Consider the following 12179-nt stretch of genomic DNA (forward strand, 5'->3'; position numbering starts at 1 on the left):
AGTTCCGCAGAGCAAAGGGCGATTTATGCGAGATTCCAGGCACGATATCCTGTTTGAGCCCCTGAAAATTGGGCCTGTCACCACCAGGAACCGATTTTATCAGGTTCCACACTGCACCGGCATGGGATGGCGGCGCCCGCAGACACTGGCAGCTATGCGCGGTGTCAAAGCGGAAGGAGGCTGGGGGGTTGTGAACACCGAGTTCTGCTCGGTCCACCCGACATCAGACAATGATGCCTTTCCCTATGCTGCCCTTTGGGACAACGATGACATCCGTGCCAATGCACTGATGACCGAGGCTGTGCATGAACACGGAGCACTGGCAGGGGTCGAACTGTGGTTGGGGGGGGGAATGGTTGCCAACCTGGGAACGCGCTTGCCTGCCTATGGCCTGCGTAACCGCCCTCAAACCGACAGTGGAGTGGTGAACCCGGGCCAGACACGCAAGATCGACAAGCAGGATATCCGTGACCTAAGACGCTGGCATCGAGATGCCGCAAAGCGTGCTGTACAAGCAGGATTTGACATCGTTTATGTCTATGCCACCCACGGCTATCTTTTGTCTGAGTTTCTGGACCCGACCGTGAACAACAGAACGGACGAGTATGGTGGTTCCGTCGAAAATCGCACGCGACTGATCCGCGAGCTGATCGAAGAAACCCGCGAGGCTGTCGGTGACAAGGTCGCTGTCGCAAGCCGGTTCAGTGTTGATCTGAACGACACCGAAACATACGACGCATTCGCCACAATGGCCGATCTGCCCGATCTTTGGGACCTCACCGTGCCGGACTATGGTGTTGAAATGGGGGCCAGTCGGTTCGTTAAGGAAGCCTCGTTTGTCGAGTCGATTGCCAAGGCCAAGTCTCTGACATCGAAACCCGTGGTCGCAGTGGGGCGCTTTACCTCGCCTGACACGATGGCGCAGGTGATCCGGGCCGGGCATCAGGACCTGATCGGTGCGGCACGCCCGTCAATCGCCGATCCTTTCCTGCCACAGAAAATTGCCGAAGGTCGCTCCGAAGACATTCGCGAGTGTATTGGCTGCAACATCTGCTATGCGCATGACTCGCTGGGGGTACCTTTGCGCTGCACCCAGAACGCAACCATGGGCGAGGAATGGCGGCTTGGCTGGCACCCCGAACGCACAGGTCGGGCCGACAAGGCGGAAAAAGTTCTGGTTGTTGGCGCGGGCCCCGCGGGCCTCGAAGCTGCGCGCGTGCTCGGGGAACGCGGCCATTCGGTCATGTTGGCCGAAGCCAAACGCACACTTGGGGGGCGCGCGACGCGCGAAGCCAAGTTACCCGGCTTGATCGAGTGGGGTCGCGTGCGAGACTGGCGTGTCGGTCAGATCGATAAGCTCGACAATGTCGATGTCTTTCCAGAAAGCAGGATGACTGCAGCGGATGTTTCCGTTCTAGACGTCGATCATGTGGTCGTTGCCACAGGCTCAAAATGGGCGGCAGACACGATTGGACGGCATTCGGCGACAGGTTTGATCCAGGCCGCGCCCGGTATGGTTCTCAGCGCCGAAACCGTGCTCAATGAAGAACAGATCACCGGCGATCACGTCGTGATCTACGACGATGATCACTACTACATGGGGTCGGTCATCGCCTTGTTGCTTCGCAAACAAGGGCACCGAGTGACCCTGGTAACGCCTGCCGGAAAACCCTGTGAGTTTGGCGTCTTCACGACGGAAATCTACAGCTCAAATGCCGCTCTTGTTGAAGCGGGTGTTGAGATTGTCACCAACCGGATGATGACCGCCGTCGAACCAGGGTTGGCACGGTTGGAATGCACCTTTGCCGGACGCCCCTACGAGCTGGCTTGTGATGTGGTGATCCCCCTGTGTCGGCGCCTTCCGGTTCTGGACCTTTATGACGGGTTGCGGGCAACGCAAAACGACAACCTGAAATCCGTCATTCGGATCGGTGATGCGGAAGCCCCCAGCACAATCGCCGCGGCAGTGCACGCGGGCTACCGCGCTGGCATGGACTTGGGACGCGAGATTGATCTGGCCCAAACCTACGGCCGACGAGAGCACAGCTTCTAAGCCTTGGCCGCCCCTCACAAAAGACAAACGCCCCCAATGTCATCTCGACACCGGGGGCTTTCCTGTCACGACAAAGGTTGCCCCTAAGCCTTGAGCTCGGCTTCGACCTCTTGCAAGGCGTCTTCGATGATGTCGAACATCTCGTCGATCTGCTCGATCGTAATGATGAGCGGTGGCGAGAATACCGCCATATTTATCAGAGGACGCACGATCAGACCACGTGCTTCGCAGGCTGCGTCGATCTTGTTGCCCAGCGTGCGCTCGGCCTCGAGGTCTTCGGCTTTGCCTTCGATACAACCCAAAAGACCCATACCACGTACGTCACCAACGATGTCGTACTTCACCAGCTCAGCCAAGCGTTTCTGGAAATGAGGGCTCACGGAGCGTACGTGCTCCAGAATGCCTTCGTCTTCGAAGATTTCGATGTTTTTCAGGGCAGCTACACAGCTGACCGGATGGCCGGAATAGGTGTATCCGTTTGTATAGCTCGATGGCTCGCCCAGATGGCTCATTGCCTCCAGCACGTGATCGGCAATGATACAGGCGCCAAGCGGCAGATAGCCCGACGTCAGACCCTTGGCGCAGGTGATCATGTCAGGCTGAATGCCAAACACCTCTTCCGACGCGAACCAATGTCCCAGCCGGCCAAAACCGGTTACCACTTCGTCCGAAATGTAAAGAATGTCGTTAGCCTTGCAAATCTCCCACGTCCGCTTGTGATAGCCAGGGGCAGGAACGATTACACCGCCAGAAGACAGGATCGGCTCAGCAATGAAGGCCCCAATCCTGTCGGCCCCGATTTCTGCAATGGCGTTCTCTAGATCCGCGACTTTCTCGTCGCAAAACGCCTCAACGCTTTGCCCTGCCGCTCGACGATAGGGATTCACGTCGGGCAAGAAATGCACCAACCGGGATTCAAAGTCGAAATGGCTTTTGTCGCGCTCTTTACCGGTTACCGAATGCGCCAGATAGGTCGAGCCATGATAGCCTTTTTCCCGTGCAAGGATCATCTTTTTTTCCGGCAGACCGCGGCGGTTGTTATAGTACATCATCGTCCGGAGCGCCGTGTCCACAGCGGTTGAGCCACCGGTTGTGAAGAACACATTGTTCAGGTCACCGGGCGCCATGTCGGCGATTTTCTTGGCCAGGACCGCAGAAGGTTCGGTCACGTTTGTAAAGGGCGAGGTGTAAGGCAGCTTCATGACCTGGGCGGCAATGGCCTCTGCCATGTCCCGGCGGCCATACCCGATCTGGGTGCACCACATGCCCGCAGGGCCATCAATATAGCGCTTGCCTTGTGCATCCCACATGTAGATGCCGTCAGCCGTGTCTATGAGCATATTGTCATAGTCACGCCAGTCATCCATTGCTGCCCATGGGTGAATCTGATGCTCGCGATCCCACTGGAGCAGAGTTTCGGCACTGGGTTCATTCGAACCGGTGATTTTGCTCAGTTCGGTCATTTTTAATCCTGTCAACTGGATCAGAACGGTCTTGGCGGCGTGGCCCTGGACCGGTCATTGATAAAGAATGGTTTGTCCTCGAAGGTCACGGGCACCAAGCGTTTGTCCCACACTCCCTCTTCGAATACGTAGATTTCAGCCCAGAGATCATCGGTTATGGAATAACCGTACGGCGCCTTAAACTCGGCAAGTGCGATGTTGCGTTTGGTGGTCGGAGACCACACACCGGATGTAACATGGCCAACCTCTTTCTTTTTCTTGTAGTACAGCAGGGCACCATCGGCTGGCTTGAACCCGGCCAGGTCAATCTTGCGCAGAACGTGTCGTGGTCCCGCGTCTTTTTGCTTCAAAAGCGCGCGGCGGCCGTTGAAGTGCCCTTTGTCAAAATGTACGAGCTTTTCAAAACCCAACTCTATCGGGCTGCGGCCACGATGCAGACGCATGGCTGTGTGAACGGGCTGAAAATCAATTCCAGCCGCGATAAAACCGGCTTCGATCCGGCAAATGTTCAGGGCCTCATACCCGATGGCACGCAGGCCCCAGTGATCGCCCGCGGCCCACAGGCGATCCCAGAGTTCAGCGATCTTGTCCCAACTGGTCCAAAGCTCATACCCAAGGTCGCCGGTAAATCCGGTACGCGATATCCATAGACCGGGCTCGACCTCTGCCATATCGAAGGGCTTTAGCGCACCTGCTACGGTCAGACCTGCATCACTTAGCAGGGAAAAGGTCGTTGGCCCCTGTAACGACACACCCGCGACTTGGTGGCTTTCGTCGACGATGTCGACATCGAAACCCCATGCCGTATCAAGAATCCAGCTGTGCATCGTTTCCTGACAGCAGATACGAAAGTCGCTGTCAGAAAAGCGGAACACAGTGCCGTCATCGATCACCATACCCTCTTCGTCACACCACAGCGCATACCCTACCCGATTGTCGCGCATACGGCTGACATCACGTGTGACCATGCGATTCACCACCCGCAGCGCGTCCGGTCCCGTGACCCGGTACTTGTGCATCGGTGATATGTCGAACAATGTTGATTGGTTGCGGATCGCGAAATACTCAAACTCGACCGTGTCCAGAACAAGCGGCGAAATGAACCCTGCCCAATTGGTCCAGCTCTTGGCGGTACTGAGATCTTCCAACCGCGTCTGGAGCGGTGTTGGGATGACGCCGATAGGTACTGCAGTCGGTAGCTGGTTCATGACAACACCCCGTCTTTGAGAAGTTGGATCGCACTGTTGCGCCCCGGCAACCCTGTCACATCGCCCCCGGGATGGGCTGATGCGCCACACAGATAGAGCCCCTGTACCGCAAATCCATAATGAGCCAGGCCATTCACTGGCCGCACGGTCAGGATCTGGTCCACGCCCATTTCGGCATGATGCCAATGCCCGCCGGGTGCGCCTGTCAGCTCTTCGATATCCGCAGGCGTCAACAGGTCGGCACGTTCGATGGAAGCTGACACCCCGGGCATATAGACCTCAAGTTGTGCGACCACCGTGTCGATGACCTGTTGGCGCTTTGCCTCATCCCAACCGCCCTCGGGCGTGTGAGGAATGTGCTGCACGTTGAGCGAGAGGATGTGTTGGCCTTTCGCAGCAAGATCAGGATCGCTCGGCGTCAGGATAACCGCTTCGATCACGGGTGCGGCAGGCAGCTCATTGTACTTGGCGGGATTGAACGACCGCTCGACAACGGCAGCAGAAGGCGCAATCAGAAAACGCGACCTCATCTGCTCACGGCTCAGACCTACGATCGATGGCGCATCCTTAAGAACGAGGCTCAGCTTGGCCACAGTCCCTTTGCAGCGGGTGTTTCGGATACGTCGCGCAGCTTCGACATCAAAGTGTTCGACCCCGGCCATCTGCATAACTGCCTGCGGGCCGGTCGACGCCATCACGGTTCGTGCCGCGATGTGCGTTCCATCCTCAAGCTCTACGCCTGTGGCCTTGTCATCCTCGACCAGGATTCGTTTCACACCCTGCCCTGTCCGCACCTCGGCACCGGCTGTTCTGGCCGCCGACTCAAAGGCACAAACCACCGCCTCCATGCCCCCCTTGGGCAAATAAGCCTCTCCGCCCTGCCCCAGCCGATACATCAGATTGAACACGGTACCCGGTGAACGTGGGCCAACATAGTTCCCCCTTACGGCATCCGCACAAAGCGCACCCGCCAGCGGACCATCAGGCATTTCATCGAGCACTAGGTCATAAGCATTCGTCAGGATCACACGCAGAAATTCGTTCATGTCCTTCTTGCCAAGAAGCTTGAGGTTCAGGCCCAGCTTGGCAAGCCCAGCCAATTCGCCCAGCGTCGCAAGGCTGGTCAGCCCACCGTCGAGTTTGGGCGGTGAATGGCTCGAGAGCTGCCCCAACAACGCTGCGAATTTCTTAAGCCGCGAGGTCAGCTCCACATAGGCCACTGCATCGGGATGCGTGGTGCCATCCGCAAACCGGACAGTATCGCCAGCAATCTCGACATGTTTGCCGTCTTCGACCAGAGATACCGTTGCAAGCGGTTTGCCATCAGCCAAACCCTTCAGGCCCAACTCTCGCACCACCTTCGGGTGCAGGTTGTAAAGAAGATGGGCAACCTCACGCGCCATCCCGCCCAACTGCTCCGATTTTTCGATCACGCAGACCGACTTACCCTTCTTTGCAAGAGTAGCAGCCGCGGTCAGGCCATTGTGCCCGCCGCCGATCACCAGCACGTCATAGGTTGCAGAAACTGTCATGATTGCCCTCTTATGCCGCGTGGCTGGGCATCAGGTTGCCCTTGCCAACGTTGCGAAGAATTTCACGTGCCGCATTGGCGCCCGGAGCAGCCATTACCCCTCCGCCCGGATGCGCCGACGAACCGACCAGATACATGCCGTCGATTGGAGTTCTGTACTGGGAGTAACCCGGCACCGGACGGTTGAACAAAAGCTGATCAAAGGTCAGCTCGCCCTGGAAAATGTTACCTTCGGTAAGGCCGACTTCGTTTTCAATGTCCCAAGGCGTGCGAATTTCAGCGTGCAAAACATGTTTGCGAATGTCCGGCATTGCGATTTCGATCTTGTCGAACACGCAATCTGCAAACTGCTTGCGGGTCTCGTCATTCCAGTTCTCTCCCGACCGGATCCCATTCACCTCAAGATCATAGGGCGCGTACTGCACGAATACTGTCATCATATGCTTGCCAGGAGGTGCCATTGTCGGGTCAATCTGACTGGGGATCAGCATGTCGAAATAGGGCTGCTGCGACCAGCGCCCCTCTTTCCAGTCGTCATAAGCGCGCTCAAGCTCGTTAAGAGACTGAGAGCAATGCATATCACCGCGCAGGAACGGCGCGCCCTTGGGGGCGGCAGGAAACTCGGGCAGAGCATCCAATGCGATGTTCAACTTGCCCGACGACCCTCGGATCTTGAACCGCTTCACTGCGCGCGTGAAATCCTCTGGCAGATGCTTTTCCTCTGTATGCTCCAGAAATGTCCGCTTCACATCCATGTTCGACGCCACGATCGGCGCCTCGTAGGTGTCTCCGTTTTCCAATGCGACGCCTGTGATCCTGCCGTCTTTCACAAGAAACTCATCCACACCCGAGCCAGTAACGATTGTTCCGCCAGCCTCTTCGAGACACGCACCCAGCGCATTTGCGATCGCACCCATCCCGCCACGGGCAAAGCCCCAAGCCCCGATCGAGCCGTCAACATCCCCCATGTAGTGGTGCAAAAGGACATAGGCCGTACCGGGCGAATAGACGCCAAGACCCGTGCCAATGATCCCCGCCCCGGCGATATGGGCCTTGATGAGATCGCTTTCAAAATGCTCGTCGAGAAAGTCACCAATCGACATGGTCCAAAAGCGCAATGTCTCGCCCAGTTCGCGCGCTCCTAGACCGTGCGCCTTTTTCAGGAGAAACAGCAATTCGTTCAGGTCACGAGGCCTCAACGAAGACGGGTCAGGCGCGTTTCTCAGCAGGAACGGCCGAATGAAACGACATTGACGAATAACCGTTTGGCTGAAGCGCTCATAAGCATCCACATCTGCGGGGCTGTGACGGAACATCTCGCGACGCAACGCATCGTGATCCGAGTAGTAGGCAAAGTAATCGCCATCCGGAGTAAAGCTTGCGCCACCTTCATAGGGGATGACCTGCAAGCCAAATCGCGGCAATTCAAGGTCGCGCACGATTTCGCGGCGAAGCAGCGAACAAACGTACGAACAGTTGGAGTAGGTCCAGCCGTCATGCAACGAGCGGCTCACCGAAGCGCCCCCGATCCAGTCGTTCTTTTCTACCACCAATACCTTGAGACCGGCCTTGGCCAGATAACAAGCCGTTGTCAGACCGTTGTGCCCGGCACCTGCGATAATCGCATCAAATTTGTCGTGTTGGCCCATGAGACTCCCCTTGCGTGCACAGACTGTAGGGGATCGCCAAATGCCGGTCTAGAGTTTTTTTGAGCGCTTAAACAAATTTATTCCTAAACCCACGAAGGGGCTGACAGTCTGACGCTTATGTGAAAGAACAGCGTTGAGAACAAAAAGAGCTTTCGCAATGACCGCACAGGAATTTCCGGGCAAGGGCCCGCGCAAGGAACGCAAGGAAAATGCTGACAAGCGTCGGCGGCAGCTTTTGGATGCAACGCTGCGTTCGGTCGAGCGTAATGGGTTGGCCAAAACGACATTGGCCACTGTCGCCAACGAGGCCGGCTTGTCGCAGGGTGTCGCTGTCTTCTACTACAAGTCCAAGAATGGCTTACTCATGGCCGCGCTGGAAGATCTGTATCTGCAATACGAAAACCACTGGCGCAAAGCACTTGTGTCTTCCGGAGACACACCAAAAGAACGCTTGCTGGCCTTGACTGATGCCGATTTCGACGAATCCATCTGCAACCGCGCGTCGCTCTCAATCTGGTTTGCCTTTTGGGGTGAACAGAACTTTACACCGCAATATGCCAGCATCACCCAGCGATTTGACAACAACCGGACCGAAGCGATTGAAAAGGTTTGCCAGGAACTGTTCCCAACGGAAGACCGGGCAAAAGCTCAAGAATTGTCCCGTTGGATCGATACGCTGACCGACGGCTATTGGCAACGAATGCACCTTTTTCCGGAAAGCTGCTCACGCGAAATGGCCATCAAAGGCGCCCGCGACTTCATAGAGCGCATGCTGGAACCCTTTCCCGAACACAATTGACCTGACACCTGCCCCAAGACAACCAGACGGTGTTCTCGCAAACCACAGAACGAAGTGAAACCTGTAAGGGTCAAAGGACGTCGATGGTGATGTATTGGGCTGTTCTCGACCCCATTCAGACCCATTTACACGATAACGGTATAGCGATTTTTTGCCTGGATGTACGGCCGGTCATCGCCCTAGAGTAAGTGCAGGGCGCGCGAAGTAGGTTCACCACTGCTCATAGCGTCTCCTAGAGCAAAACACTCAATATCAAAGCCCGCCCAGTGACAATCGGACAGGCCAGATAGTCTTCAAATGCAGCCCTTGCAAATCTGGGCCGCCAAACGGTGTCAGTGTTCGGCTTTCGGGATGTAGTGCAGCAACTTTGCCTCGACATATGTCACGACAGAGTAGAGCAGAATACCGATCAGGGTCAGCAAAAGAATCGCATTGAAAACCATCGCCGCATTCGCCTGGCCTTCGCCATAAGAGATGAGAAATCCCAACCCCGTGTTGCCGCCGACCAGTTCGCCCACCGTGACGCCAATCACGGCTAAAGTAGACCCAATGCGCAAACCAGCCATCAAGGCAGGCAGCGTCGAGGGAAACTCGATCTTCCAGAAAATCTGCATGCGTGTCAGGTTGTAGGCTCGCGCCAGGTTGATGATATCGCGGTCTACTGTTTTCATCGCCTGTAGGACGTTGACAAGAATGGGGAAGAAGACAATCAGGATCGTCACCAAGAGCTTTGGCCAGAACGTAAAGCCGAACCACATAATGAATAGCGGTGCAAAGGCCACTTTTGGTGCAATCTGAAGGGCCAGAATATACGGAGATAGAACTCTTTCCCAGAACTCAGACAGTCCTAGCAGGTAACCAATCGCGGCCCCCATGGCGCTGCCGATACTAAAGCCGACCAGCGTCATCCAGAATGTCGATAGCGAGTGTCCCACAAGGTTGTCCAACCGCAGCATGCGAAACATTTCTTCCAGGCACAGACTTGCTGTGGGGATAATGTACTGGGGAATACCGAACACAGGCGGCAAGATTTCCCATAGAGCGAGAAAAACAATGGCGACCAGGGCGGTCATCAAGGCGATGGGGGCTTTCATGCGTATTGATCCTTCGAGCATCAAAACCGGGGAGCCCTTGGGCTACCCCGGTATGGAGGGCTTCAGTTCATAACAAACTGATTGGTGTATGCCTCTGCAACGGGAACAGCCTGGCGCACAATTTCGTTTGCCACGTAGAATTCCTGGACGTCTTGCAAGCGCGCTTCGTCCATCATACCGAACTGGTCACTGTCAGATCCGTAAACCAGATCGATGTAACTACGCATTATTCCTTCCATGATCTTTTCCTTGCCCTCATGTTGAGGAACCGCAGCGACATAGTCTTTGGCCGCAGCTTCGGGATCAGCAATCACATCGCGATAGGCACGAACAGTAGCCTGTACAAAGGCCCGAACAACCTCTGGACGCTCGGCAATCGCACTGTCCGATGCCAGAATGGCTTGTGCCATGGCCGGAAAGATATCGTTGATCGGAACAGTGACAATTTCGACACCTGCGCCCCGAATGGCCGCGGCCCATTCTGGAACACCGGACATTGCTTGGATGTCCCCCGAAATCATCAGTTTGATGATCCCTCCGGGTCCGACTGCTTGAATATCAACATCATTCTTGCTCAGGCCGGCATCAGCAAGGACCGCCAGAAGGTTGTAGTAGGTGGTGTCCTTAAACGAGAGAACACCGATGGACTTGCCTTTAAGATCGGCAATCGAGGTGATTCCTGCGTCAGTACGGTAGTTAATCTGGGTCAGCGCCTTGCTTCCAAGCACAGCGACACTTTTGACACCCAGCCCGTTGGCGCGCACGATCAGTGGGGTATCACCGATGCCACCGCCCAGGTCGGCATTGCCAACCGCAACTTGTTTCGCCACATCGGCGCCACCTTTACCAACCTGGAACGTCACGTCCAGTCCCGCCTCGGCATAATACCCACGGGCCTGCGCCAGCTTGAACGGAGCGAAGGCCGGCAAGAAGTCAGGCGCTGGAAAAAGATAGGTCATCTTTTCCTGTGCCAGTGTGGTTGTTGCGAGAATGGACATCCCAATCCCGGCGATCAGTGTACGAAGTTTCATTGACGGTCTCCTGTTAGATAGTTCTATTCCAGCTCTTCCGCGTCACGGAGTTTGAGCAGATCGAACAGTTGGTTGATGTAGTTTTGCGCGTTAGGATTTTGTCGGCGTGCCGTTGGATTGCCACGATCAGGCAGATCAACTTCAATTTCCTCGGCCACGGTTCCGGGGCGACCACTCAGCACCAGAATGCGGTCGGCCATGAAGACGGCCTCAGCCAGATCGTGCGTGATAAGAAGAGTTGTGATTCCCTCTTCCTGAATGGTTTCGCCAAAGTTGCGCTGAATGATGATTTTTGTCTGTGCATCCAGAGCCGAAAACGGTTCATCCAGCAAAATGACATCTGGTTCGATGGCGAGTGTGCGAGCCAGAGCCGCGCGCTGGCGCATGCCTCCAGAAAGCTGATGTGGATAGTAGGCGCCAAATCCGTGCAGGTGACACTCGTCCAGCTTCTTCGCCGCAATTTCTTTGCACTCCTTGCGGGGTACACCACGCGCCTCCAGGCCAAAGCTGACGTTTTTTTCGATGGTTCGCCACGGCAACAAAAGGTCTTTCTGTAGCATGAAGCCAACGTGGGAGTTGGGCTTTGTGACATGCTCGCCGGAAACAAATACCTTTCCGCTTGTAGGTTGATAAAGGCCAGCAGTCATATTCAAGATTGTGCTCTTCCCGCACCCTGACGGGCCCACAACTGCCACAAACTCACCTTCCTCGATCCTAAAGCTGACATCCTCGACGGCTGTGATCGCTGGCGAGGCCCCACCCCCAAATGTCTTTGTGACAGAGCAAAATTCGAGCGCCATTGGGATTTCCCTTACCTTGTTTCGACCCGCTACCGACTGAAACGCCGAAACTCGGCGCCTGGCTGGTTTTGAGAAAAAGTTCAATAATGAACATGTTGTTCACGAATTAATACTATGCTAGAGATCATCACAACGCAAGCCCTTGGATGCGCACTCAATTGAACGCCGACTTTCTGGGGAAAGCATGAAAAGCAGGGCAACCAAATACGAAGGCGGGGGAGAACAAACTTCAATACGGGACGAATCACCCAAAAGACCGTCATCCCGCGCCGGGATGGAAGCACGAAAAAATAGATACACAGGTTATGGAGGAACTGATGAAACCTGAGAGATACCTAGTTGTGCACCAGTCGCGAGACCGCGAGCCGACAGAGTACGAGGATCTGTTAGGCGACGCGTTGGAGCGTGCCTTTGCTGATGGCATCAGTGACCTAGATAGCCTCGTCGCTGCACTGAACGCTTTGGACGCGCCGTCACCACGCAACGAGACGTGGACGACAGATTTGTTTCTCGCCGAAATGAAGCGCCTGAGCGCCTAGGCTAATTCCCGG

At 55.8% G+C, this 12179-nt stretch carries 10 protein-coding genes; 3 read left to right on the forward strand and 7 right to left on the reverse strand.

What is annotated here, in order from left to right; genetic code table 11:
- Positions 1 to 25 precede the first annotated feature (25 nt).
- Positions 26 to 2053 carry an oxidoreductase gene (locus tag EK369_RS04890; RefSeq protein WP_164726874.1) on the forward strand — a complete coding sequence of 676 codons (2028 nt, stop codon included), beginning with the start codon at positions 26 to 28 and terminating at the stop codon, positions 2051 to 2053.
- Between the two features lie 83 nt (positions 2054 to 2136).
- Here the strand turns inward: EK369_RS04890 and EK369_RS04895 are convergent, their stop codons facing one another.
- Genes EK369_RS04895 through EK369_RS04910 form a run of 4 tightly spaced genes read right to left on the reverse strand, consistent with a single transcriptional unit; the run spans position 2137 to position 7904 of the window.
- Positions 2137 to 3516 carry an aminotransferase gene (locus tag EK369_RS04895; protein WP_127112590.1) on the reverse strand — a complete coding sequence of 460 codons (1380 nt, stop codon included), beginning with the start codon at positions 3514 to 3516 and terminating at the stop codon, positions 2137 to 2139.
- A gap of 20 nt (positions 3517 to 3536) precedes the next feature.
- A complete protein-coding gene (locus tag EK369_RS04900) occupies positions 3537 to 4724 on the reverse strand; it encodes an aminomethyl transferase family protein (protein WP_127112591.1) in 1188 nt (395 codons plus the stop codon).
- Positions 4721 to 6256 (reverse strand): phytoene desaturase family protein, encoded by a 1536-nt coding sequence (locus EK369_RS04905; RefSeq protein WP_127112592.1) that lies wholly within the window; start codon positions 6254 to 6256, stop codon positions 4721 to 4723. Before EK369_RS04905 ends, EK369_RS04900 begins: the two co-directional genes overlap by 4 nt.
- Before the next feature lie 10 nt (positions 6257 to 6266).
- Positions 6267 to 7904, reverse strand: a complete 1638-nt coding sequence (locus EK369_RS04910; protein WP_127112593.1) for a phytoene desaturase family protein — start codon at positions 7902 to 7904, stop codon at positions 6267 to 6269.
- Positions 7905 to 8061: 157 nt separating this feature from the next.
- Between EK369_RS04910 and betI the strand changes: the two genes are divergently transcribed.
- Entirely contained in the window at positions 8062 to 8703 is a 642-nt protein-coding gene (gene betI / locus EK369_RS04915) for a transcriptional regulator BetI (RefSeq protein WP_127112594.1), read from the forward strand.
- A 332-nt stretch (positions 8704 to 9035) separates the two neighbouring features.
- Here betI and EK369_RS04920 read toward each other — a convergent pair whose 3' ends face one another.
- The 3 genes from EK369_RS04920 to EK369_RS04930 all read right to left on the reverse strand — a co-directional run bounded on the left by EK369_RS04920 (position 9036) and on the right by EK369_RS04930 (position 11628).
- A complete protein-coding gene (locus EK369_RS04920) occupies positions 9036 to 9797 on the reverse strand; it encodes an ABC transporter permease (protein ID WP_206198033.1) in 762 nt (253 codons plus the stop codon).
- A gap of 62 nt (positions 9798 to 9859) precedes the next feature.
- On the reverse strand, positions 9860 to 10828 hold the full coding sequence (locus EK369_RS04925) for an ABC transporter substrate-binding protein (RefSeq protein ID WP_127112595.1): 969 nt from the start codon (positions 10826 to 10828) through the stop codon (positions 9860 to 9862).
- Positions 10829 to 10851: 23 nt separating this feature from the next.
- Entirely contained in the window at positions 10852 to 11628 is a 777-nt protein-coding gene (locus tag EK369_RS04930) for an ABC transporter ATP-binding protein (protein ID WP_127112596.1), read from the reverse strand.
- A gap of 317 nt (positions 11629 to 11945) precedes the next feature.
- On the opposite strand from EK369_RS04930, the gene EK369_RS04935 reads away from it, so the two are divergent.
- Entirely contained in the window at positions 11946 to 12167 is a 222-nt protein-coding gene (locus EK369_RS04935) for a recombinase-like helix-turn-helix domain-containing protein (protein ID WP_127112597.1), read from the forward strand.
- Positions 12168 to 12179 lie beyond the last annotated feature (12 nt).

This window comes from Shimia sediminis, from assembly GCF_003990645.1.
GTDB classification, from domain to species: Bacteria; Pseudomonadota; Alphaproteobacteria; order Rhodobacterales; family Rhodobacteraceae; genus Shimia; species Shimia sediminis.

Coding starts and splice junctions, on each gene's coding strand:
- EK369_RS04890 (WP_164726874.1), top strand. CDS start 26: ATGCGAGATTCCAGGCACGATATCCTGTTTGAGCCCCTGAAAATTGGG.
- EK369_RS04895 (WP_127112590.1), bottom strand. CDS start 3,516: ATGACCGAACTGAGCAAAATCACCGGTTCGAATGAACCCAGTGCCGAA.
- EK369_RS04900 (WP_127112591.1), bottom strand. CDS start 4,724: ATGAACCAGCTACCGACTGCAGTACCTATCGGCGTCATCCCAACACCG.
- EK369_RS04905 (WP_127112592.1), bottom strand. CDS start 6,256: ATGACAGTTTCTGCAACCTATGACGTGCTGGTGATCGGCGGCGGGCAC.
- EK369_RS04910 (WP_127112593.1), bottom strand. CDS start 7,904: ATGGGCCAACACGACAAATTTGATGCGATTATCGCAGGTGCCGGGCAC.
- betI (WP_127112594.1), top strand. CDS start 8,062: ATGACCGCACAGGAATTTCCGGGCAAGGGCCCGCGCAAGGAACGCAAG.
- EK369_RS04920 (WP_206198033.1), bottom strand. CDS start 9,797: ATGAAAGCCCCCATCGCCTTGATGACCGCCCTGGTCGCCATTGTTTTT.
- EK369_RS04925 (WP_127112595.1), bottom strand. CDS start 10,828: ATGAAACTTCGTACACTGATCGCCGGGATTGGGATGTCCATTCTCGCA.
- EK369_RS04930 (WP_127112596.1), bottom strand. CDS start 11,628: ATGGCGCTCGAATTTTGCTCTGTCACAAAGACATTTGGGGGTGGGGCC.
- EK369_RS04935 (WP_127112597.1), top strand. CDS start 11,946: ATGAAACCTGAGAGATACCTAGTTGTGCACCAGTCGCGAGACCGCGAG.